Annotated in this window: 21 protein-coding genes; 19 read left to right on the forward strand and 2 right to left on the reverse strand. The window is 39.6% G+C overall.

Translation table 11 applies throughout. From position 1 onward, the window contains the following. Window positions 1–38: 38 nt before the first annotated feature. Entirely contained in the window at window positions 39–638 is a 600-nt protein-coding gene (locus JOC31_RS01265; RefSeq protein ID WP_205016414.1) for a hypothetical protein, read from the reverse strand. Window positions 639–765: 127 nt separating this feature from the next. Further along, entirely contained in the window at window positions 766–3024 is a 2259-nt protein-coding gene (gene gshAB, locus JOC31_RS01270) for a bifunctional glutamate--cysteine ligase GshA/glutathione synthetase GshB (protein ID WP_205016415.1), read from the reverse strand. A gap of 386 nt (window positions 3025–3410) precedes the next feature. On the opposite strand from gshAB, the gene JOC31_RS01275 reads away from it, so the two are divergent. From JOC31_RS01275 to tkt, 19 genes are all read left to right on the forward strand, one after another. After that, window positions 3411–4703, forward strand: a complete 1293-nt coding sequence (locus tag JOC31_RS01275; protein ID WP_205016416.1) for an adenylosuccinate synthase — start codon at window positions 3411–3413, stop codon at window positions 4701–4703. A gap of 218 nt (window positions 4704–4921) precedes the next feature. Continuing rightward, window positions 4922–5299: an HIT family protein gene (locus JOC31_RS01280; protein ID WP_205016417.1), complete on the forward strand. Its 378-nt coding sequence runs from the start codon at window positions 4922–4924 to the stop codon at window positions 5297–5299. A gap of 51 nt (window positions 5300–5350) precedes the next feature. After that, window positions 5351–6289, forward strand: coding sequence for an AEC family transporter (locus tag JOC31_RS01285; RefSeq protein ID WP_205016418.1), 939 nt, complete (start codon window positions 5351–5353; stop codon window positions 6287–6289). Between the two features lie 182 nt (window positions 6290–6471). Next, window positions 6472–7923, forward strand: a complete 1452-nt coding sequence (locus JOC31_RS01290; RefSeq protein ID WP_205016419.1) for a PTS ascorbate transporter subunit IIC — start codon at window positions 6472–6474, stop codon at window positions 7921–7923. 62 nt (window positions 7924–7985) lie between these two features. Beyond that, window positions 7986–8264 carry a PTS sugar transporter subunit IIB gene (locus JOC31_RS01295; RefSeq protein ID WP_205016420.1) on the forward strand — a complete coding sequence of 93 codons (279 nt, stop codon included), beginning with the start codon at window positions 7986–7988 and terminating at the stop codon, window positions 8262–8264. Window positions 8265–8366: 102 nt separating this feature from the next. After that, window positions 8367–8852, forward strand: coding sequence for a PTS sugar transporter subunit IIA (locus tag JOC31_RS01300; RefSeq protein ID WP_205016421.1), 486 nt, complete (start codon window positions 8367–8369; stop codon window positions 8850–8852). 54 nt (window positions 8853–8906) lie between these two features. Continuing rightward, window positions 8907–9572, forward strand: a complete 666-nt coding sequence (locus tag JOC31_RS01305; protein WP_205016422.1) for a 3-keto-L-gulonate-6-phosphate decarboxylase UlaD — start codon at window positions 8907–8909, stop codon at window positions 9570–9572. A gap of 5 nt (window positions 9573–9577) precedes the next feature. After that, window positions 9578–10441 carry an L-ribulose-5-phosphate 3-epimerase gene (locus JOC31_RS01310; RefSeq protein ID WP_205016423.1) on the forward strand — a complete coding sequence of 288 codons (864 nt, stop codon included), beginning with the start codon at window positions 9578–9580 and terminating at the stop codon, window positions 10439–10441. Window position 10442: 1 nt separating this feature from the next. Further along, entirely contained in the window at window positions 10443–11159 is a 717-nt protein-coding gene (locus JOC31_RS01315) for an L-ribulose-5-phosphate 4-epimerase (protein ID WP_205010149.1), read from the forward strand. A gap of 274 nt (window positions 11160–11433) precedes the next feature. Further along, on the forward strand, window positions 11434–12417 hold the full coding sequence (locus JOC31_RS01320) for a LacI family DNA-binding transcriptional regulator (RefSeq protein ID WP_205016424.1): 984 nt from the start codon (window positions 11434–11436) through the stop codon (window positions 12415–12417). 180 nt (window positions 12418–12597) lie between these two features. Continuing rightward, window positions 12598–13620: a hypothetical protein gene (locus tag JOC31_RS01325; RefSeq protein WP_205016425.1), complete on the forward strand. Its 1023-nt coding sequence runs from the start codon at window positions 12598–12600 to the stop codon at window positions 13618–13620. A gap of 19 nt (window positions 13621–13639) precedes the next feature. Further along, a complete protein-coding gene (locus JOC31_RS01330; RefSeq protein ID WP_205016426.1) occupies window positions 13640–14596 on the forward strand; it encodes an NAD(P)-dependent oxidoreductase in 957 nt (318 codons plus the stop codon). 108 nt (window positions 14597–14704) lie between these two features. Continuing rightward, a complete protein-coding gene (locus JOC31_RS01335; protein ID WP_205016427.1) occupies window positions 14705–16156 on the forward strand; it encodes a PTS transporter subunit IIC in 1452 nt (483 codons plus the stop codon). A 31-nt stretch (window positions 16157–16187) separates the two neighbouring features. Further along, complete coding sequence (locus JOC31_RS01340; protein WP_205016428.1) at window positions 16188–17174, forward strand: amidohydrolase family protein; 987 nt, start codon at window positions 16188–16190, stop codon at window positions 17172–17174. Window positions 17175–17231: 57 nt separating this feature from the next. Next, complete coding sequence (locus JOC31_RS01345) at window positions 17232–18749, forward strand: FGGY-family carbohydrate kinase (protein WP_205016429.1); 1518 nt, start codon at window positions 17232–17234, stop codon at window positions 18747–18749. Between the two features lie 9 nt (window positions 18750–18758). After that, window positions 18759–19496, forward strand: coding sequence for a sugar phosphate isomerase/epimerase family protein (locus tag JOC31_RS01350; RefSeq protein WP_205016430.1), 738 nt, complete (start codon window positions 18759–18761; stop codon window positions 19494–19496). Window positions 19497–19653: 157 nt separating this feature from the next. Then, window positions 19654–21339, forward strand: coding sequence for a PRD domain-containing protein (locus JOC31_RS01355; RefSeq protein ID WP_205016431.1), 1686 nt, complete (start codon window positions 19654–19656; stop codon window positions 21337–21339). Window positions 21340–21815: 476 nt separating this feature from the next. Continuing rightward, a complete protein-coding gene (gene ulaG / locus JOC31_RS01360) occupies window positions 21816–22907 on the forward strand; it encodes an L-ascorbate 6-phosphate lactonase (RefSeq protein ID WP_205010140.1) in 1092 nt (363 codons plus the stop codon). A gap of 196 nt (window positions 22908–23103) precedes the next feature. Next, window positions 23104–25077: a transketolase gene (gene tkt / locus JOC31_RS01365; RefSeq protein ID WP_205016432.1), complete on the forward strand. Its 1974-nt coding sequence runs from the start codon at window positions 23104–23106 to the stop codon at window positions 25075–25077. Window positions 25078–25199: the final 122 nt, after the last annotated feature.

Raw genomic sequence — 25199 nt, forward strand, 5'->3', positions numbered from 1 at the left:
TTTATCCTTTGACAAATATCTAAGCCGACTACTTTAGGTCAAAAAAGGTTCTGTCGTTCAGAAAATGAAATGGAGTATCTCATGCGTTTGTCGTGCAAGACAGCAGGTAAGGTTGATTTTTTGATAGAAATAGCAGCAATTAGAGTAATAAGGATGAGGTGAATAGCTATATTTGATAGAAGCTGCAGAAAGACAGCTTGACCAGTACCAGCTACCGCTAAGAAATGAGCATCCCCACCAAATTTAGGCAGAATGACAAGGTAGTAAGCTAGGATACTAACGATACAACTCAAACCTAAGTAGATGCCATAGACAGCAAAGAGACTGAGTAGTTTGGCATTAAAGATGGTTGAGCGTTTGATATCCTTGTAGAGGAACATGATACCTGATCTAATCTCATCGTGAAAGACAGATGAAACGATAAAGCCCAATATCAAACTTGGCAGAACAAGTTGAAACTGTGTCTCGATACCAGAATTAAAATAAGCCACTGCACTAGAGGTAAAGCTACCTGCTTGTTTACCTTCTTGAACATCTGATAAGGGACCAACTAAAAGTGGTAGGAGGCTGAAAGCTAAGAGGATATAGACATCTCGTCTTTTAAAGACGGATTTGAAAACTAAGCTAAGTAGATTCATTATTGGTTTTCCTTTTCTGTATTTACTTGTTATTGACAAGGTTTATTCTACAAGAAAAAAGACAAAAACCACCCATAATGTCATGAATGGTTTTGTATTTGTCATGAGTGGAATTATGGACAGGTTATTAGTCTCTTATTTCTGGAAATAACTTGGCTAAAATTTTTGGTGTGATGGCTTGTCCAGGGCCTTCGTGGCAGTAGGTGTGCATGTACATTGAAGGGTTGAAATTGAGTTCGATGCAGGTGCCATTTGGCTTGTCCTTGCTAGAAGGTTGGCTAGCATCTGGAATGATTAGGTCAACTCCACAAGCCCAAGCTCCCATAGCAGTTGCCATGTCTGCTGCAAGTTCCTTGTAAGATGGGTGCATTTTTTCAGTCACGTCGATGGAGTCACCACCAGTTGAAATGTTAGAATTGCCACGCAAATCTGCCTTTTGACCTTGATCAAGGACAGTTTCTGGTGTAAAGCCTTGTTGGTCTAGCATGAGCAATTCGATATCACCCAGATTAATGATTTCAAGTGGAGAACGGTGGTCACGTCCACGCAGAGGGTTTTGGTTTTTGAGGTCAACCAATTCAGCAATGGTGTGTTTGCCGTCTCCAACAACATTGGCTGCGACACGCAGGAGAACGGCTTCACATTTGCCGTCAAGAACAAAGAAGCGATACTCTGTTCCAGCGACAAATTCCTCAACCAAAAGGCTGCTATCTTCCTTGAAAGCAATATCGAGAGCTTTCTCATAGTCTTCCAGACTGGCTGCCTCTTGGAAGATAGAGATGCCTAGTCCAAAATTAGTGGATTTAGGTTTGACGACGATAGGTTTGTTCTGGATGAGAGGATAGTAAGCAAGTGCGGCTTCCTTATCATCAAATTCATCACCTGCTGGCACAGGGAATCCCGCTTGAGCCAGGATTTTCTTGGTAACCACCTTATTTGCCATGGCGAGAGGAATGATGTAGTTGTCTTTAGAGGTCATGTTGCCATTCTTGATATACTCGATATGCTCACCGTGCCATAGCTTGAGGAATTGGTCACTCTCATCTAAAATCTGGAAGTTAACCCCCTTTTGAATCACATCAAAGAGGAGCATTTGGGTTGATAGCTCCATAGTCTCATACCCCTTGAGGGCATAGTGGGCTGTCCAAGCATAATCTTTATAGGCTTGACCCTGCTTACGACCAAAACTTTCAAGAGACCTTTCATGAATTTCTTGGAAGAGTTGTCCACCGATGGTCAGGCTAGGATCAGCGACAGCAGCTTTCACCTTGTCAATTAAATTTAGGTAGTAGTCATTGAGCTGGAAATGCTGAGCCAGTTGATGCAGAGCCGTTAGGACATCATTGATTGGAGCTTCTTGTGGGAGTTTTTCCAAAGGATGAGACCTAGCAACAGCTTCGTTGATGTCTTTACCAAATTGTATCGCCTTATCAACGTCCTCAACCTTGTCAATCCAAAGGAGACTGAGAGCAAAGAGGTGGATGATATCCAAGGTTTCTTGTGTAATGCCACGGTTGTCAAAAGGATTGATGTCAAAGCAACGGAACTCTAGGTAGCTAACGCCTTTTTCAAGGTAGTCGCGGTTACGTTTGCTACCACGCAGACGAACAGCGGAGTAGAACTCTTTTTCTGCAATCAATTGACCAGAAGCGACATAGCCTTCGATGTCTGAGATGTATTGTTCCAGCGTTTGATAGGAAACCTTGATGTCTTCGTGATTGACATAGCCGTGGCTACTATTTCTTAGTGAGCGGACAGGTTCTGTCACCTCTTCGTCAAAAAATCCTTGCTCTGCAATTGGGCTTGCCCCAAAAAGATAGGTCAAGAAGAACTTATAACGCAAAAAGTTTTGAGCTAGCTTGAGGTGAAGGTCATTTTTAAAGTCCACGAGACTCCTGTAATGGCTGGTTTCAAAAAGGCTAGCAACCACGTCCTTTCCCAGCTCCATATTAAAGTGAATACCACTCATGGACTGGAGTTTTTTGCCGTAAACATCTGCTAAATGTTGGCGGTAATCACATTCAAACTGGCTTTCAAGTTGGGCGATAGTAATGTCATCTTCCTCGATTCGAGGAGGCATAGACAGGGGCCAGAGGTAGTCATCATCGTCTAGTGATCGCTCAGCAACATCAGTAATAGCACCTAAAAATCGTAAGGCTTCCTTGGTAGATTGGGCAATAGGTGTGATAAGCTCAATCTGCGGCTCACTGTAATCCGTCTGAATGTAGGGGTGGAAGCTACGTGATCCCAAAGTTTTAGGGTGTGGATGCTGAGAGACACGTCCAGTGGTTTGGGAGATACGTAGGCTCTCACGTTCCAAACCAAATGTGGCTTGAAGGATAGGTAGGGTCTGTGGAGACTCTTGAAGAATACGATTTAAGTGCATAGGATTCCTTTCTAACTGGATAAGGCTAAGTTCATTAAAATAAATGAACAGGTTTATTAGATTTCTTCTTATATGTTATTCTAGATAAATCGTTTTCAAAAATCAATTTTCTGCTACGAAGATTCGGAATTTTTAGAAAACAAGCAAATAACCGAACGATAACTGAATAATGTTCGTATTTTAGTTATAATAATATAATTTGCAATCTGCTGATAGACCTATTTGCTTAATATTGTCTTTTTATTGAAAAAACGTCTGTTATTTTGATATAATAGAGTGTAAGATAAACCAGCAGGTGAGATTCCTGCCCAGTGATATTCTGAAAGGATTTGAATGCTTGACAGACTCATGAGTAGGTGAGTGGGAGCATTCTTGGTATCTTAATTATGACATCAGTAGTAGTTGTTGGAACCCAATGGGGTGACGAAGGAAAAGGTAAGATTACAGACTTCCTCAGTCAGGATGCAGAAGTCATTGCTCGCTACCAAGGTGGGGATAATGCAGGACACACAATCGTAATTGATGGTAAAAAATTTAAACTTCACCTTATTCCATCAGGTATTTTCTTCCCAGAAAAAATTTCAGTGATTGGTAACGGTGTAGTTGTTAACCCTAAATCTTTGGTTAAAGAGTTAGCTTACCTTCATGAAGAAGGTGTCTCAACAGACAGTCTTCGTATCTCAGATCGTGCCCATGTGATTTTGCCATATCACATCAAACTTGACCAACTGCAAGAGGCTTCCAAGGGTGATAATAAGATTGGAACGACAAATAAAGGGATCGGTCCAGCTTACATGGACAAGGCTGCACGTGTTGGTATCCGTATCGCCGATCTTTTAGATAAAGACATCTTTGCAGAACGTCTTCGTATCAACCTAGAAGAAAAGAACCGTCAATTCACTAAACTCTACGATGACACTGCTATTGAATTTGATGAGATTTTTGAAGAATACTACGAGTATGGTCAACAAATCAAGAAATATGTAACAGATACGTCTGTTATCTTGAACGATGCCTTAGATGCTGGAAAACGTGTTCTCTTTGAAGGTGCTCAAGGTGTCATGCTCGATATTGACCAAGGAACTTATCCATTTGTAACGTCATCAAACCCAGTCGCAGGTGGTGTGACCATTGGTTCAGGTGTTGGACCATCTAAAATCAACAAGGTTGTTGGTGTATGTAAGGCTTATACCAGTCGCGTTGGTGATGGTCCATTCCCAACAGAGCTTTTTGACGAAGTGGGAGAGCGTATCCGTGAAATTGGTCACGAATATGGAACAACAACTGGACGTCCACGTCGTGTTGGTTGGTTTGATTCAGTGGTTATGCGTCATAGCCGTCGCGCATCTGGAATCACAAACCTTTCCCTTAACTCGATTGATGTTCTTTCAGGACTTGATACGGTTAAGATTTGTGTGGCTTATGACCTTGATGGTGAGCGTATTGATCACTACCCAGCAAGTTTGGAGCAGCTCAAACGTTGTAAACCAATTTACGAAGAACTACCAGGTTGGGAAGAGGATATTACAGGTGTGCGTAGCCTAGAAGATCTTCCAGAAAATGCTCGCAACTATGTTCGCCGTGTCGGTGAATTGGTTGGCGTTCGTATTTCAACCTTCTCAGTCGGCCCAGATCGTGACCAAACTAATATTTTAGAGTCTGTTTGGGCAAATATTTAATAGGAAATGGTGGAAGAGAGTGGGGCAGTAAAACCATTTGAGAGATGTTTTTAGAAAGTTAATGAAGGGATTCGATTTTGTCGGCAAGTCTTAATTTTTAGTTGCCGACCTGAAACAGTCCATTCCCATACTGTCTCACTCCCAACCAATGTTTAACTGAAAAAATTAAGGGGTTAGGACTTTTGTTCTAGCCTTTCTTTTTGTACTAAGGAGTCGATATGTCCTGTATTTTTTGTGACTTGTCCCACGAGGATAACCTTTATGAGTCAGATTATTTTTATGCGATTTGGGATATTGATCCCATTCAAGAAGGGCATCTCTTATTAATTTCAAAAGCACACCGTATGGCTTTTCAGGAATTAAGCATAGAAGAAAGATATGATTTGTTATGTTGTCAAGAAAAGCTACTGGATCATCTCGAAAAAGAGCCGCTCAAGGGCGTAACGATGGCTATCAATAACGGTAACCTAATGGATGAAGGAACGCATTTTCACCAGCATTTTATTCCTAGATATGAAGGGGATGGTTTTTGGGAAGCTATTAGTCTGGAAAAGAGAGCATTTGATCAGTCGCTATTTAAGAAAGGCATTAAGTAATTCTTTTTTGTGCTATACTGTTATTATTATATGTAGAAAGTTGGGATTGGAGTGCAGGTTTTCTTTAATAGCTTATCAGGAATAGTAATTATCTTAATCATGGTGTTACTTGGCTACGCTTTAGCGGAGAAAGGGTGGTTTGATGATAAGTCTTCTCATTTGATAGCTCGTCTGGTGACTCAGGTTGCTTTGCCTTGCTATATGGTACATACCATCACCGAGCGTTTTACAGCGCAGGAACTCCTTCGCATGATTCCTAATCTTCGTTTTCCTGCAGTATCAATGTTACTCTTGTTAGCCTTAGCCATGGTAATAGCGCAGCTATTTGCTGTGGATAAAAGTCATCGTGGACTCTTTGTTTCGATGTTCTTTAACTCCAATACTGTTTTTGTTGGTCTCCCTATCAATCAAGCGATTTTTGGAGATGAGAGTATCCCTTATGTCCTCATATACTACATGTGTAATACGACATTCTTCTGGACAATTGGTACTTATCTTATTCAGAGAGATGGAAATCAGACGGTTCAGTTTAGTATAAAAGATAGTATTACTAAGATTTTTTCGCCACCGCTTTTAGGATTTCTCTTAGGTTTGTTACTCGTTCTATTAAACATCAAATTACCAGGCTTTTTAGTTAGTGATTTGACCTACTTGGGTAACCTAACGATTCCACTGTCGATGCTTTTTATTGGTTTATCGGTGTCTAAAGCAGGATTTAGCCAGATGAGATTTCAAAAGGATAATTTGTTGATCTTATTAGGGCGATTTGTGATATCTCCTCTTTTTATGGTTTTGATTTTATCTGTGACAGATTTACCAGATTTAATGAAAAAAGTTTTTATCCTCCAGTCTGCTATGCCAGTAATGACTAATGCACCAGTAGTTGCCAAGTTGTATGGGGCAGATAGTGACTATGCAGCTGTTATGGTTACTGAGACGACACTTTTTACAGTAGTTGTCATTCCCCTTTTGATGACGATAGTTTCTTAATCTTGAGAGGTTAAAAAGCTGTAATCATAAATAACCAATTAAAGTCGAGCCTATCTCGGCTTTTTTTATATTGAGAGTTTCAGTACAGTTTTGAACACAAAAGTGTGTAAAGGTTGGTCTTTTATAAAAACGCTTTCAAAACTATAATAAGAGTGTAAAGAAAACAAAGGAGGAGAAAAAAGATGGGAATCTTACAGTTTTTCTCACAGAACATTCTACAAAAACCAGCATTCTTTGTAGGTTTGATTGTATTAATTGGTTACATCCTGCTTAAGAAAAAACCACAAGACATATTTGCAGGATTCATCAAAGCAACCGTAGGGTATATGATTTTGGATGTCGGTGCAGGTGGTTTGGTTACCACTTTCCGTCCAATCTTGGCAGCCTTGAACACTAAGTTCAATATCGGTGCCGCAGTTATCGACCCTTACTTTGGTTTGACAGCAGCCAACACTAAAATTGAAGCGGAGTGGCCATCATTTGCGGCAGCAGCTGCAACAGCACTCTTGGTCGGATTCTTCTTCAATATCCTACTTGTAGCGTTTCGTAAAGTAACTAAGATTCGTACCTTATTTATTACAGGACACATCATGGTTCAACAAGCTGCAACAGTTGCCCTTATTCTTTTAGTAACTATTCCAGCTTTCAAAAATCTTGGTGGTCTAGGAACAATTATTATCGGTCTCCTATGCGGTACTTACTGGGCAGTTAGCTCAAATATGACTGTTGAGGCGACGCAACGTTTGACAGGTGGTGGTGGATTTGCCATTGGTCACCAACAACAGTTTGCTATTTGGTTTGTTGATAAAGTTGCTCCTAAATTTGGTAAAAAAGAAGAAAACCTTGATAACTTAAAACTACCAGGTTTCCTTAACATCTTCCACGATACAGTTGTTGCTTCAGCAACATTGATGCTCTTCTTCTTCGGAGCGATTCTATTTGTCCTTGGTCCAGACATCATGTCAGATCCAAAAGTCATCACAACGGGAACACTTTATGCTCCAGAAAAACAAGCGTTCTTCATGTATGTTCTTCAAACAGCATTTACCTTCTCAGTTTATATCTTCATCTTGATGCAAGGTGTACGCATGTTCGTTGCAGAATTAACGAATGCCTTCCAAGGTATCTCAGCTAAATTGCTTCCAGGTTCATTCCCAGCGGTTGACGTTGCAGCATCATTTGGTTTTGGGTCTGCAGCTGCTCCACTATTTGGATTTGCGACTGGTTTGATTGGTCAGTTGATCACAATCGTTCTCTTGATTGTCTTCGGTAGCCCAGTTCTTATCATCACTGGTTTCGTTCCAGTATTCTTCGATAACGCGGCAATCGCCGTTTACGCTGATAAACGTGGTGGTTGGAAAGCAGCAGTTATTCTTTCATTCCTATCAGGTGTCCTACAAGTAGCTCTTGGAGCAGTAGCTGTATCACTTCTTGGTTTGGCACAGTTTGGTGGTTACCACGGAAATATCGACTTCGACATTCCTTGGGTTCCATTTGCCTATATCTTCCAATACGGTGGTTATATTGGTCTTGCTCTTGTCTTCATCTTCTTGCTTGCTATCCCACAAATTCAATTTGCTAAAGCAAAAGATAAAGAAGCTTACTATGCAGGTCAATTACAACCTGAAGAATAATAGCATTTGAAAAAGAAAAGTTAGATTATAGTTAAACAAAACATAAAACGGAGGAAATAATTATGGTTAAAGTTCTTACAGCATGTGGTAACGGTATGGGTTCATCAATGGTTATCAAAATGAAAGTTGAAAACGCACTTCGTCAACTCGGTGTATCAGATATTGAATCTGCATCATGTTCAGTAGGTGAAGCAAAAGGTTTGGCATCAGGATATGATATTGTAGTTGCTTCAAATCATTTGATTCATGAGCTTGATGGTCGTACAAATGGTCATCTAGTAGGTCTTGATAACCTTATGGATGACAACGAAATCAAAACAAAATTGGAAGCAATTTTGTAATTAGTAAGTAAATGACTAGGGTGCTTTCAAGAAAATTGAAAGCATTCAGTCTTTAGGGAAAATTGTTTAACGATACTCAAGTATAGAGAAAGGAATTTTACTATGAACTTAACACAAGCTTTTACAGAAAATAAATCAATTCGTTTAGGACTATCTGCTAAAGATTGGAAAGAGGCAGTATATCTTTCAGTAGAACCTTTGATTGAGTCAGGAGCGGTCACTGAAGAGTACTATCATGCCATCATTGAATCTACAGAACAACATGGTCCTTATTATATCTTGATGCCTGGTATGGCAATGCCTCACGCACGTCCTGAAGCAGGTGTTCAACGTGATGCTTTCTCATTAATTACTCTAAAAGAACCAGTTCAATTTTCAGATGGTAAAGATGTTCAAGTGCTCTTGGCTCTTGCAGCGACTAGCTCAAAAATTCATACATCTGTTGCAATTCCGCAAATTATTGCGCTATTCGAACTAGAAAATTCAATCGAACGCCTATCAAATGCTAAAACTCCAGAAGAAGTTTTAGCAATGGTTGAAGAATCTAAAAATAGCCCATATCTTGAAGGACTTGATTTAGAATCATAATAGAGATAGTTGTTATACAGTTAAAGATAATAATGAAAGTATGAGGTATTAGAAATGACAAAACGTATTCCAAATTTACAAGTTGCTCTTGATCACTCAGATTTAAAAGGAGCTATCACAGCTGCGGTTTCAGTTGGTGCTGAAGTTGATGTTATCGAAGCTGGTACTGTTTGCTTGCTTCAAGTAGGTAGCGAATTGGTTGAAGTATTGCGTAGCCTTTTCCCAGATAAAATTATCGTTGCTGATACAAAATGTGCGGATGCTGGTGGTACAATCGCTAAAAACAATGCTGTTCGTGGAGCAGACTGGATGACATGTATCTGTTCAGCTACTATTCCAACAATGAAAGCAGCCCTTAAAGCTATCCAAGAAGTTAATGGCGACAAAGGTGAAATCCAAGTAGAACTTTATGGTGATTGGACTTATGAGCAAGCACAACAATGGCTTGATGCTGGTATTTCTCAAGCTATCTATCACCAATCACGTGATGCTCTTCTTGCAGGCGAAACTTGGGGTGAAAAAGACCTTAATAAGGTTAAAAAATTAGTTGAAATGGGATTCCGTGTTTCTGTAACAGGAGGTCTAGATGTTGATACATTGAAACTTTTTGAAGGTGTTGATGTCTTCACATTTATCGCAGGTCGTGGTATCACAGAGGCAGAAAATCCAGCAGCAGCAGCTCGTGAATTTAAAGACGAAATCCGTCGTATTTGGGGGTAAGACCTATGGCACGTCCAATTGGTATTTATGAAAAAGCAACGCCAAAACACTTTACATGGTTGGAACGTTTGAACTTTGCTAAAGAGCTTGGATTTGACTTTGTTGAACTGTCAATTGATGAAAGTGATGAGCGATTAGCACGTTTGGAATGGACTAAGGAAGAGCGCCTTGAAGTTGTTAAGGCTATCTTTGAAACAGGTGTTCGTATTCCGACTATTACTTTCAGCGGTCACCGCCGTTTCCCTCTTGGATCAAATGATCCTGAAAAAGAAGCTCGTGCTCTTGATATGATGGAAAAATGTATTGAGTTTGCTCAAGACATCGGTGTTCGTAACATTCAATTGGCTGGTTATGACGTGTACTATGAAGAAAAATCTCCAGAAACACGTGCTCGTTTCATTAAAAATCTTCGCCAAGCATGTACTTGGGCAGAAGAAGCACAAGTTATTTTGTCAATTGAAATCATGGATGACCCATTTATCAACTCAATCGAAAAATATCTCGCTATTGAAAAAGAAATTGATTCTCCATATCTCTTCGTTTATCCAGATACAGGGAATCTTTCAGCATGGCATAATGATATTTACAGTGAATTCGTAGTTGGTCACCGTTCAATTGCAGCCCTTCACTTGAAAGATACTTATCCGGTAACACATGAATCAAAAGGTCAGTTCCGTGATGTACCATTTGGTCAAGGATGTGTTGATTGGGAAAATATGTTTGATGTTATCAAACGTACAAACTATAATGGTCCATTCTTAATTGAAATGTGGTCAGAAAATTGTGAGACAGTCGAAGAAACAAAAGCAGCTATTAAAGAAGCTCAAGACTTCCTCTATCCACTTATTGAGAAAGCAGGTCTAAGATAATATGGCAAAATCATTGCAAGAAATGCGTGAACGCGTTTGTGAAGCTAACAAATCACTCCCAGTTCACGGTTTGGTAAAATTTACATGGGGTAACGTGTCAGAAGTTGACCGTGAAGCAGGTTTAATCGTCATTAAACCTTCGGGAGTTGACTATGACTTGTTGACACCTGAAAATATGGTTGTGACAGACCTTGATGGAAATGTAGTAGAGGGAGATCTCAATCCATCATCAGACCTTCCTACTCACGTGCAACTTTATAAAGCATGGCCAGAAGTTGGTGGTATCGTTCACACACACTCAACAGAAGCTGTTGGTTGGGCGCAAGCTGGACGCGATATTCCTTTCTATGGTACGACACATGCTGACTACTTCTATGGTCCAGTACCATGTGCACGTTCATTGACAGCAGATGAAGTGAATACAGCTTACGAAAAAGAAACTGGTTCAGTTATTATTGAAGAGTTTGAACGTCGTGGCTTGGATCCAATCGCTGTTCCAGGTATCGTTGTTCGTAACCATGGTCCATTTACATGGGGTAAAGATCCAGCACAAGCGGTTTACCATTCAGTTGTTCTTGAAGAAGTGGCTAAAATGAACCGTTTCACTGAACAAATCAATCCACGTGTTGAGCCAGCACCAAAATACATCATGGATAAGCATTACTTGCGTAAACACGGTCCTAATGCTTACTATGGTCAAAAAGGTGACGCTCATTAAGAGATTGCTCAAAGGTGACATGACATTATTAGACTCTCCGACAATTTAACAGCACCTTAGAGACTTCCTTCCTAAAATTTAATTCAGTATTGATAAGCAGTCTATCAAGTACTTGATACAATAATAATTAATAAAAGAACGGCTAACCACCGTTCTTTTTGATATTATCAATCTTTTTAGAAAATTCTGTGGAAATAACTATAAAATGCTATACTAGAAATAGAGTTTTTTGAGCGAATGGCGCTTTTTAAAAATAGGCAAGAAAGGAGTTTATATGGCTAAAAAAGTGACGATAAATGATATTGCTGAGCTAGTTGGCGTTTCAAAGGCGACAGTATCCTATTACCTGAATGGTAATTACAAAAAAATGTCTCTTGAGACCAAGGAAAAAATTCAGCGGGTTATTGAATCAACTGGCTATCGCCCCAGTAAGATTGCACAGAGTCTAGTGACTAACGATACTCACACCATAGGAGTGGTTATTGCGGATATCACTAATCCCTTTATTTCCTCAGTGATCAAAGGTGTCCATGATACTTGCAAACAGAGTGGTTATTCGGTTAACTTTGCTAATTCGGACAATGATGTAGTAACCGAACTTGATAATATCAATCGGCTTCATCAACAGAATATTTCAGGTATCATCTTAGACTCTGTTGATGCTAATAACCCTTTTATCAAAACCTTAGACAATCAAACGATGGTTATGGTCGATAGGCAAGCAGAGGAATTGACAATAGACACAGTGGTCTCTGACAATAAGGCGTCAACAGAAAGATTTTTACAAAGAATGCGTGCATCTGGTTATACAGATTTTTACTTTGTGACTTATCCAATAAAGAATATTTCAACACGTCAAAAACGTTACGAGGGTTTTCAAGCTGTTTGTGGTAGTGATCCTGACAAGCTTATCTCCGTTTTGGACCCGAAAGGACCAGATAAGGTCCTGGATATTATCAAAAATAATGAGCAAAAATCAGCCTTTTTCACGATGAATGGTCCTACTCTGTTAGCTTTCATGAAGTGGCTTCAGGAAACTAATTATTCGTATCCAAAGGATTTTGGGTTGGGATCTTATGAGGATTTGGAATGGATGGATATCCTGAACCCCAAGGTGTCTTGTATTCGTCAAGATTCTTATCAGATTGGTTGTGTGGCTGCTGAGAGGTTGATTAAAAAACTTCAGAATCAGGGGACTCAGTTTGAACCTGAAATTATTGAAGTGGTCAATGAAATAGTGGAACGGGAATCATATTAAAAAACTTAATTTTAAATATGAAAACGCTTGCTTTTTATATTCCGAGATGCTATAATAATTAGTGTAGAAAAGGTTAAACGATTAACCAATGGAAAATCAGATGATCTAAGAACAAAATTATGGTTTAGGTCATCCTATTTTTTGGAAAGTTAGTTAACCGTTTAACACGAAGGAGTCCGTATGAAGTTTGAAAAAATCTTATCTGATTCTCTAGAGTCTTGCTATTCGGTAGCCCGTTTACAACATGAAGCTGAGGATTTCCTCCTTGTTGCATCGGAAGTTGAACAGTCTTGTTTTGCTTATAATTTGAATAAAGATCTTGAACGAACAACTGTCTGGGATCAAGTTGGTGGAACGATGAGTATCATCCAGATTCCTGGAAGTCTTGATTTCTTGGCTACTCAGAAGTTTTATCCTGGTTTTGATGCTAAGGAATGTCAGATTGTTCAAGGTACTTATAAAGGTGACGGTAGTTGGGAAATCTCAAAGGTAACTGATTTTCCTTACTTGCACCGCTTTGATTTGATTCAAGAAAAATCAGGTCGCATCCTTTTTGTTGGTTGTACGATTGCCAACTCTAAGACCTTTGTTGAAGACTGGTCTGATAAAGGGAAGATTGTGGTTGGTGAGTTTAATCATCAAGAATCAAATCTTTTCAACTTGAGAGAGCTTGCTCTTCGTCTATTAAAGAACCATGGTTACTACGACGTCAAAGAAGAGGGATATTCTCTCATCACTGGTGTCGAGGGTATTCTAAAATTGACTTATCCAGAGTATTCTGATAGTGGAGATTGGCGATTGGATCTGATTTTTAACGAGGAAACAAGTGATATTGTTCAGGTTGATTTGGATGGAGATGGGCAAAAAGAAAATATCATCATTCAAGGTTTCCACGGTGATAGGCTTCGCGTCTTTAATCAAGACTTTAGTCAGGAAATCTTCCACCATCCAGAAGCGACTCCATTTGGTCACGCTATTTGGTCAGGAAGTCTTTTAGGTGATGATGTCTTTGTCTTTGGTTGGCGATCAGGTAAAGCTGATTTGATGCTCTATCGTTATCAAGGTCAATCTATTGAACCGATTATGGTAGAAGCTGATTCAGCGTCAAGTAACTGCTTGGCATTTGAAAAAGATGGTAGAGCTTATATCTTCTCAGCTAATAACGGACGCCACCACGTCGCATTGTATGAGTTAACGAAGTAATTAATAAAGGAGGCTTTAAATGGCTAAAAAGAAAATTTTGGTAACAGGTATTGTACCTAAAGAAGGTTTGACAAAGTTGATGGCTGAATATGACGTCACTTATTCAGATGGTGAACCTTTTTCACGTGAGTATGTCCTTGAACATTTGTCAGAATATGATGGCTGGCTCTTGATGGGACAAAAAGGTGACAAAGAGATGATTGATGCTGGTAAAAACCTAGAAATCATTTCTTTAAATGCCGTTGGTTTTGACCATGTGGACATCGATTATGCTAAAGAAAAAGGTATCGTTGTTTCTAATTCTCCACAAGCTGTTCGTGTTCCTACAGCTGAGATGACGTTTGCTCTTCTCCTTGCTGCAACAAAACGCCTTGCTTTCTATGATAAAATTGTTCGTAATGGTGATTGGATTGATCCTAGTGAACGTCGCTACCAAGGTTTAGCGTTAGAGGGTGCCACACTTGGAATCTACGGATTTGGTCGTATCGGATCTACCGTGGCAGGTTTTGCGCAAGCATTTGGCATGAAAGTGCTCTACCATGATGCCTTCCGTCTACCAGAAGACAAGGAAAAAGAGCTTGGTGTTACTTATGTTGAGTTCGATGAATTAGTAGAGACAGCTGATGTTATCACAATTCACGCACCATCTCTACCATCAACACGTCATAAATTCAATAAAGAAGTCTTTAAGAAAATGAAAAACCGTAGCTACCTCATTAACGCCGCTCGTGGTCCAATCGTTTCTGAAGAAGATCTTGTTGAAGCTCTTAAAACAGGTGAAATTGCAGGTGCAGGTCTTGATGTCTTTGAGTTTGAACCAGAGGTATCTGAAGCCCTTCGTGCTCTTGATAATGTGATTATGGCACCACATGCGGGTACTGGTACTATTGAAGCCCGTCGTATTCTAGCAGAAGAAGCAGCTGAAAATATCATCTCATTCTACGCTGGAAACCCAGTCAATGTGGTGAATAAATAAGATGTTTGGGTTGAGATTTCCTATCAATCGGGAATCTCTTCTCTTTAAGATTAAAATGTAAACGCTTAACTTTTAATGTAAGGTCCTTTTTAGGAAATAGGTATTCGTATGCTAGAAGCTTTGAAAAACTTTTTTGATGTTTTTGGTGCGGCGACAGTTGTGCCATTCATGATTTTTATCGTTAGTGTTTTCTTGAAAGTAAGCCCCAAAAAAGCTTTCTTTAGTGCCCTTCGTGCAGGTGTTGGTTTGACAGGGTTTGGCTGGATTATCAATGCTTTCTCACCAATGGTAACCACTTATATTCAACAAATGGTTGATACAACTGGTCTTAACCTTCCAATCGTTGATATCGGTTGGCAGACAGGTTCATTGACAGCTTTCTCATCAACTATCGGTTTGTCATTCTTTGTTATTGGTCTTGTTATTGAATTGATCCTTTTCTTGATTGGTGTGACTCGCGTCTTTACACCTGCTAACCTTTGGAATAACTTTGGTTACATGATTTGGGGTACCTTGGCTTACCAAGTGACGAATAATTTTGCTTTGTCATTTGCCTTTATGGTGTTTGTTCTTCTTTACTCACTTATCTTATCAGAAGTGGTTGCAGACCGTTGGTCAGAATACTTCGGTGTTAAAAATGCCACAGTTAACTCAATCCACAATATCGAAACCCTTGTTCCAGCTTTGATTTTGGACCCTGTTTGGAATCTCTTTGGCTTGAACAAAGTAAAATTGAATCCAGATTCACTTAAAGCAAAACTTGGTATCTTTGGTGAACCAATGACATTAGGTTTCATTCTAGGTCTTTTAATTGGTATCTTGGGAAGTCTTTCAAAACTTGGAAGTATCGAGGCTTGGGGTGGTATCCTTGGATTTGCAGTAGCCCTTGCAGCAGTTATGACAATCTTCCCATTGATCACTGGTGTCTTTGCACAAGCCTTCGCACCACTTGCTGCGGCTGTTGAAAGTAACCGTAAATCAGAATCAGAAAGTGAATCTGATGCAGCAGATAAAAAACGTTGGTTTATCGCCGTTGATGATGGGGTTGGTTATGGTGAACCTGCAACAATCATCGCAGGTTTGATTCTTGTGCCAATCATGGTTGTTATCTCACTTGTCTTGCCAGGGAACCGAGCTCTTCCAGTGGTTGACTTGATTGCGATTCCATTCATGGTAGAAGCGATGGTTGCTATTACGAAAGGAAATATCCTTAAGACTATTTTAAATGGTGTGATTTGGTTCTCACTAGGTCTTTACGCAGCTAGCTACCTTGGTCCTATCTATACTCATGCTGTCATGCAGTATGGATCTGTTCTTCCAGCAGGCGTTGCTGTTATCATGAGTTTTAACCTTTTGGCTCACCCATTGACAGCACTTATCTTTATTGCTTGGGTGTCAGGTAACCCACTCTGGATTGGTGTTACAGTTGTTGTTTACCTTGTTGCACTCTTTATTCTTCGTACACGTCGTGAAGACATCTATGCTTACCTTAGAAAAATGTCAGATAAAAATAGTGGTTTTGAAGGAAGTTCTGAAAAAATCATTATCAGTGAAGATTAATCTCATTTAATCATTATCGGAGGAAATTATCATGAAAAAAATTGATGGACACGCTCATATTTTACAAGAAGTTGCAGGTTTTAACGGAAAAGGACGTCATACAGCCCTAGGTAATGGCTACAGTATTTGGGATGATGGTGATCTCTTGAAATTGATTCCAGATGGATATGGTGACAAAGACTTTACAGCAGAATCATTTATGAAACTCATGGATGAAAATGGTGTTGAAAAAGCTGTTATCCTTCAAGGTCATTTGAATGGTTACCAAAATTACTATACTTACTTATCGATTAAACGTTATCCAGAACGCTTCATCGGAGCTTTCTCAGTGGACCCCTATGCTGATAATGCAATGAAGATTGTCGAACGTTATGTCGATGTCCTTGGTTTCCGTGCTATCAAGTTTGAAATCAGCCAAGGTGGTGGTATCCATGGTTACCGTAGTAATGCACCGTTCCGTTTGGATACAGATCCTTACGTATCTCGAATCCTAAATTACCTATCTGATTATCCAGGTTTTGTTGTGACAGTGGACTATGGTAATTATGACCAAATTAGCCACCAACCACAAGCCTTCCCTAACCTTGCAAAAGCTTATCCAGAGTTGGATTTTGTTGTTTGTCACTTGTCATTCCCACATGCTGCGACACCAAATCGTTTGCGTAATGACCTTAGAATGTGGCAAGATTATGATAATATCTACACAGACATTTCAGCAATTCAAGATATCGATTCTCCAGAGTCATTCCCATTCCCTAACTCACAAAAGAATATCCAAATAGCAAAAGAAGTTCTAGGAGCAAAACGTCTTATTTGGGGAACTGATTCACCATGGTCATCGACCTTCAATACCTATGAAGAATTGGCAACTTGGTTGGAAGCAGTTGATATCTTTAGCCAAGAAGAGCTAGAAGATATCTTCTACAATAATGCGCAGCGTGTTTACTTCAAACCAGAAAATGTTGAAGCTATTAGAAATGCAGAAGATCCTGTCACAAAAGACTTGAATCTATACTAAGATGATTAAGGTGCAGGTTTCGTTGAAACTTGCATCTTTTTGTATAAGGAGATTGAGATGACGTATTTTTTGAGTATTGATTATGGGGGAACAAACACTAAGGCCATCATATTTGATGATAAAGGAAATCAAATCGCCGTTTCTGCCTTTGCAACTCTAAAAATTGAAGAAGTTAGCGGTCAGCGTGAGGTTGACCTTGCAGAGACTTGGAGAGCGATTAGCCAGGCCATTCGTTCTGTAATTGGTAAGGCAGCAATTGCTCCTGAAGAGATTGCTGGGGTAGCTTGTATTGGGCATGGTAAGGGGCTTTACCTATTGGATAAGAATGGACGAGAATTTACTAGAGGTATTTTGTCGACAGATGGTAGGGCACAGGAGTTAGCTAAGCATTTTGAAGAAAATATAGCTCAAATTTGGCCTCTAACACAGCAACATGTGGTTGGTGTCCAAAATCCAGTTCTCCTAGCTTGGCTAAAAGAAAATAAACCTGAAATTTACCAAGAGATTGGTGCGGTACTATCTGCTAAAGACTACGTTCGATTTAAATTAACCGGACGTATTAACCAAGAATTTGGGGATGCTTCGGGTAATCACTGGATCAATTTTCGAACGGGAACTTATGACGATAGGATATTTGATTTCTTTGGTATCCCAGAAATGCGTGCGGCCCTTCCTGACTTAGTTGACTACGCTGAAATTGTAGGAGGAGTCTCTGAGGAAGCAGCCCATCAGACTGGTTTAGCGGTAGGAACTCCAGTTGTAGGTGGTCTGTTTGATATTGATGCCTGTGCTATTGGTTCAGGGGTTTTAGACGACCAGACCTTTAGTGTGATTGCGGGGACTTGGAATATCAATACCTATCCTAGTAAGACTGCAGCTGGAAAAGCTAGTGGTCAAATGAACTCATACTTTCCCAATCGAGATTTCCTTGTAGAGGCAAGTAGTCCAACATCTGCAGGCAATTTAGATGCCATGCTTAGGATGTTAATGTCCGAAGAGATGAGAAATGCGAAAGAAGCAGGTCAGTCTATTTATGATAGTTTGGAAATTTTTCTAGAAGAGACAGACGCATCCTATCAACCTTTGATTTTCTTTCCATTCTTATATGGTTCAACAACAGGTCAGGATGCTAGCGCGTGCTTCTTTGGTTTGAAGACAAGTTCAAGCAAGTCTCAAATGATTAGAGCTGTCTATGAAGGAATTGCCTTTGCACACAGACAACACATTGAGGATTTGATTGAGACACGTGGTCAAAAACCAAGTACGATTCGTTTAACAGGTGGAGCAACTAATTCTAGGGCTTGGATGCAGATTTTTGCAGATATTCTTCAGACCCCAATCGAGGTAGTTGAGGGGACAGAGCTAGGTGGATTAGGAGGAGCGATTGCTAGTCTTCAAGCGCAGTCAGGATTGGGCCTAGAGGATGCTGTTGATAAGATGGTCAGAGTCAAAGAGCGTTTTGAACCTAACAATTCAGAAATGACCGTGTATAATAAGAAGTACCAGGTTTATAAAGAATTGCTTGCTGCGATGAGTCCTGTTTGGCAGTCGTTGCAAGAGCTTGAACATGTATAAGGAGAAGATATGGTAAACAGAAGTGATTTAATCATTAATAGTATTGCCTTTTTGGATGACGTAAATAAAGGTCATCGTCAGATTGAGTTTTTAGATAAGGTTTCAGAACTCGGTCTTCATGCATTTGAGGTGAGACGTGAGTTTCTAAAAAATGGTGAAACGGAACTTACAGAAATTCGTCAAGAAGCTGACCAAAAGCAGATTAAGCTCTATTTTAGTGTCAATGAGGATCTTATTGTGAACAATAAGATCAATCCAAATCTTGCGACTCTTTTTGAAGAGGCAGAGATTCTAGGTGCCCCTTTTATTAAGTTAAATATCGGTGATGCTAGTCAAGTCAGTTTGGTGGAGCTAGAAAGCCTCAAAGATATTCTTGATGGTCCGATTGGTCTTCGTCTTGAAAATAATCAGACGCCTGGTCATGCCAGTCTTGCCAACTGTAAGCATATCATGAAATTGGTTGAACAAGCAGGCTTACCTATCCGCTTTGTGTTTGATACGGCAAATTGGATTTGGGTGAGTGAATCTATTGAGGAAGCAAGAGAGCAGCTTGAGCCTGTCACAAGCTACTTACATTGTAAAAACTATCAGTTGGAAGACGGTCAGCCTAAGATTGCTAGCTACTATGACGGCTTGATTGATATTGAAGCCCTAGAAGAGCAATTCTCACATCTAGATGCGGTAGCTTTTGAATACCCAGCATCATTTGAACAATTAAAAGCAGACGTAGCCCGTTATCTTGGTTAGATTAAGAACATCGAAAGTCGAGACTATTTCATCAGCTAGATTATCCTAGTGGGATTAGCCTCGGCTTTTTGATTTCCTAACCTTAGGAGTATTTGAATTCATTTAAAAAAATGATATACTGATTAAATGGAAACCTTTTCAGATTAGGAGAGATAATGTGATTTTACTTGATAATAAAAGCTATGATCTACTGGCTTATTTGATAAAATTAGAAGAACCAGAGACCATAATGGCTATCTCTAAGCACTTGAATCAATCTCGACGTAAAATCTATTATCATCTGGATAAAATTAATGAAGCTTTACCGTCTGATATAGACCCGATTATTTCCTTTCCAAGGATTGGTATCGTACTGACGGAAGTGCAAAAACAGGCTTGTCAAGCGATACTAGATGATCTGCATGATGATAGTTATGTGATGAGTATTGAAGAAAGGCTACAACTGATAGAAATCTTTATTGCCATTTCAATGGAGCGCGTGACTATTGAGCGTCTGATGCAGCTGACTTTTTTATCACGTAATACGGTTCTGAATGACTTGAATACTATTCGTAATAAATTAAGTTTAGAAGAGTACAGTATTCGACTTCAAGTAACAAAGGCTAGAGGATACTTTCTGGATTGTCACCCTTTATCTAAGATTCAGTATATTTATCGTTTACTTTTTGAGATTTACACCAAAGGGAGTCGTAATTTTATTGATATCGTTGAGGAACGATTAAGTGATTCTGTCGGCTATGAGCAGTATTTTTCAGAACAGTTGCTCCAGTACCTAAAAGAGAGTCTAGCTTCTGCTAACCAAAAATTAGGTAAAAAGTTGAATCCGCAAGACAAACGCTTTATGTTACAGATTTTACCCTATCTGCTTGCCTCTTATCATAATACCGTCATGACCGATCAAGAAAGAGAGGAAGTGGAGAGAGACTTTGCCTTGACGCGTCAAAAGAAAGAGTATCAGTTAGCTGAAGAAATTGCGAAAGGGGTCCATGACCAATTTGGTCTTAAAATGGATGATATTGAAATCAGTTTAATTGCAATGCTGTTATTATCCTATCGAAAAGATAGTGATGACCATTTGGATAGTCAAGAATATGATCGTATGCGTGAGGTTCTCACCCAATTTTTAGAAACGCTGAAGAGTCGCTATCAATTACATTTCAAGCACCAAGATGAGCTATTGAAGCAATTGATGACACATAGTAAAGCGCTCTTGTATCGCAAGACATACGGTATTCTCTCTGGGAATCCACTGACAGATCATATTAAAGAAAAATATGAAAACCTTTTTCTAATGGTGTCGTCCTGTGTTGATATTTTGGAGAATGCCTGGTTCATCAGCTTATCAGATGATGATGTTGCTTATTTTGTTATCCATATTGGCGGTGAGATTAAACAGTCTCAAAATCAAACTCAGGATAAGGCTCACGTTGTCATCGTTTGTGATGAAGGGATTGCTATTAAGAAGCTCTTACTTAGTCAATGTCATCGTTATCTTCCCAATTGTAATATTGATGCTGTTTTTACAACAGAACAGTATCAAAGTGTTCTGGATTTGATGGAGGTGGATTTTATTATCTCTACAGGAGATTTGATTCAAGCTGATTTTCCCGTGATTACGGTATCACCTATTTTGACAGATGATGATGTGGTTCGCCTGATTCGATTCGCCAAGAAGCAAGGCCAAGAAGCAGGTCAAGATTTTGAGCAATCTTTGGAGAAATTACTGACACAGTATGTTGATGATGACAGAGATAGATATGCCTTGAAATCGCAAATTGAAAAGCTTATTAACCGTGAGTTGTTAGAAGATATCCTAAGTACTAGATTGTATAAATTGGATTAAGCATTTTTGATAATGTATTAGTTTTAGTCGAACTACTGACTATATGAACACTGAATAAGAGAGTCTGGAAGAGTTTCCAGGCTTTTCTTTTTGGAGGCCTAGGTTAGTCATCAGTTTGTGCCGTTGAAGCCAGTGATAGAGGCTGTTAAAGTGGTCAAAAAGTCATAGATAAAGGATTGAGTCTCTAAGCGATTTATGCCGTAAAAGTTAGTTGACAAAAAGCTAGGTCAAGTTAGACTGGAAGAAGGCGGTTAGTCAGAATGAAGTTCAGCCAAGCACTTCTGATATTATATCGAATGCTGAAGCAAAACCTTTTGCAAGTACTTTTGTTTTAGTGTTCAGTAACAACTTGGTAGTCTAACTCAGTACAATTTTGAACACAAAAGTGTGTATTTCTTGGTCTTTTGTGAAAGCGTTTTTAGAGTTATACTAATAGTGTAGAAAAAATAAAGAAACAAAATTTGGAGGAAAAACAAATGGGCAAAGTACAAGAAATAACACGCGAATCATGGATCTTAAGCACATTCCCAGAATGGGGAACTTGGCTTAATGAAGAAATCGAAGAAGAAGTTGTCCCAGAAGGAAACTTCGCCATGTGGTGGCTAGGTAACTGTGGTGTTTGGATTAAAACACCTGGTGGAGCAAATGTTGTTATGGACCTTTGGGCTAACCGTGGTAAAGCAACTAAGAAAGTTAAGGATATGATTTGGGGTCACCAAATGGCTAACATGGCTGGTGTTCGCAAATTGCAACCAAACCTTCGTGTACAACCAATGGTTATCGATCCATTTGCTATCAACGAACTTGACTACTACCTTGTATCACACGTTCACTCAGACCACATGGATATCTCAACTTCAGCAGCTATCCTTAACAATCCAAAACTTGACCATGTTAAGTTTGTAGGTCCAAGTGGCTGTGCTGATATTTGGAAAGGTTGGGGTGTTCCAGAAGAACGTATCCAAGTTGTTAAACCAGGTGATACTTTCGAATTCAAAGATATCAAAGTAACAGCAGTTGAGTCATTTGACCGTACATGTCTTGTAACACTTCCAATTGATGGTTACGAAGAAAATGGCAACAGCCTTAAAGGACTTCCAGTAAGCGATGACCTTATGGCAAGTAAAGCCGTTAACTACATTTTTGAAACACCAGGTGGAACAATTTACCACGGTGCAGACTCACACTTCTCAAACTACTTTGCAAAACACGGTCGCGACTTCAAGATTGATGTTGCTATCAATAACTACGGTGATAACCCAATCGGTATCCAAGATAAAATGACTTCAATTGACCTTCTTCGTATGGCTGAAAATCTTGGTGCAGAAGTTATCATCCCAGTTCACTACGATATCTGGTCAAACTTTATGGCTTCAACAGATGAAATCATCGAACTTTGGAAAATGCGTAAAGAACGCTTGCAATACAAATTCCATCCATTTATCTGGGAAGTTGGCGGCAAATACACTTATCCACAAGATAAAGATAGAATTGAATACCACCACCCACGTGGATTTGATGACTACTTCTTGGAAGATTCAGATATCCAATTCAAAGCTCTTCTATAATAAAACTAGTCATATTAAATACTCCCTTAATTTTAAATTCAAGTCCGCATGTCGCACGAGATGTGCGGATATTTTAGCAAAATGAGTATCTGATACTTATTACGATAGCAGTAGTCACATTTTTATTACGCTTTCATTATTGATTACTGGTATTGTAGTATTATTGGAAACTTATTGTTACTGGAAAGGAAAAATTATGTCAGATCTATCAGTTAATGCTATTCGATTCCTTGGTGTAGATGCCATTGAAAAATCAAAATCTGGTCACCCAGGTGTTGTTATGGGCGCTGCACCTATGGCATATAGCCTTTATACTAACCATGTGCGTGTAACGCCACAAGTTCCAAACTGGATTAACCGTGACCGCTTTGTTTTATCAGCAGGTCACGGATCAATGTTACTTTACGCTCTTCTTCATCTTATCGGTTATGAAGATGTTTCTATTGAGGAAATTAAAAACTTCCGTCAATGGGGTTCAAAAACACCAGGTCACCCAGAGTTCGGACATACTCAAGGTGTTGATGCGACATCTGGTCCTCTTGGACAAGGAATTTCAACAGCAGTTGGTTTTGCTCAAGCTGAACGTTTCCTTGCTGCAAAATACAATAAAGATGGTTTCCCCATCTTTGATCACTACACTTATGTAATTGCCGGTGACGGTGACTTTATGGAAGGTGTATCTGGTGAAGCATCATCATACGCTGCTAAACAGAACCTGGATAAATTGATTGTTCTTTATGATTCAAACGATATCTGTTTGGATGGTGAAACAAATGATGCCTTTACAGAAAATATCCGCGCTCGCTACGAAGCTTATGGTTGGTACACAGCCCTTGTTGAAGATGGTACAGATGTTGCTGCAATTAGCAAAGCTATTGAAAAAGCAAAAGCAGCTGCTAAACCAAGCTTGATTGAAGTGAAAACAGTTATCGGTCATGGTGCCCCAACTAAAGGTGGTACTAATGCTGTTCACGGTGCTCCTCTAGGTGCTGAAGAAACAGCAGCAACTCGTGAAAATCTTGGATGGAACTATGCTCCGTTTGAAGTACCAGAAGAAGTTTATGCTGACTTCAAAGAAAATGTGGCTGATCGTGGTCAAGCGGCATATGAAGCTTGGAGCGCTTTGGTAGATGAGTACCGTCAAGCGTATCCAGAAGAAGCTGCACAGGTTGATGCCATCATTGCAGGAAAAGACCCAGTGACAATCACTGAAGCAGATTTCCCAGTTTACGAAAATGGCTTCTCACAAGCCACTCGTAACTCTTCACAAGATGCTATTAATGCAGCAGCTGCTGTTCTTCCAACCTTCCTCGGTGGTTCAGCTGACCTTGCTCACTCAAACATGACTTACATCAAAGAAGATGGACTTCAAGATGCAGAGAACCCACTTAACCGTAATATTCAATTTGGTGTGCGTGAATTTGCTATGGGTACTGTTTTGAATGGTATGGCATTGCATGGTGGACTTCGTGTTTACGGTGGTACATTCTTCGTATTCTCTGACTATGTTAAAGCTGCTATCCGTCTATCAGCTCTTCAAGGTCTTCCAGTGACTTATGTCTTTACTCACGATTCTATTGCTGTCGGTGAGGATGGTCCAACCCACGAACCAATCGAACACCTTTCAGGTCTTCGTGCGATTCCTAACTTGACAGTCCTTCGTCCAGCAGATGCTCGTGAAACACAGGCTTCATGGCATTATGCGCTTACAAATGCGTCAACTCCAACAGCTCTTGTCTTGACACGTCAAAACTTAGAAGTTGAAGAAGGCTCAAGTTTCACATCTGTTGCTAAAGGAGCTTATGTCACTTATGAATCAGGACCAGACTTCGACACTATCATCTTGGCATCTGGTTCTGAAGTCAACTTGGCTGTCAAGGCAGCTAAAGAATTGGTTGCTCAAGGTGAAAAAGTACGTGTTGTATCTGTACCATCAACTGACCTCTTTGATGCTCAATCTGATGAGTACAAAGAAGCAATCTTACCAAACAATGTTCGTCGCCGTGTAGCTGTTGAAATGGCAGCAACCCAACCTTGGTACAAATATGTAGGCTTGGATGGAAAAGTTCTCGGTATCGATACTTTCGGAGCATCAGCACCAGCTAATGAAGTTATTGAGAAATATGGCTTCACAGTTGACAATCTTGTCAACCTTGTCAAGAGTCTGTAAACTCACCTGTAAAAATTGAATGATTAACGTTTCCCAGTGGCATTGATTACATTGACTTTTGTCGCTATTGATGGCACTGGGTATTTTTTAAAAATAAAAGTGATAAAAATCTCAAACGATAA

It is taken from the genome of Streptococcus saliviloxodontae, assembly GCF_016908655.1.
GTDB classification, from domain to species: domain Bacteria; phylum Bacillota; class Bacilli; order Lactobacillales; family Streptococcaceae; genus Streptococcus; species Streptococcus saliviloxodontae.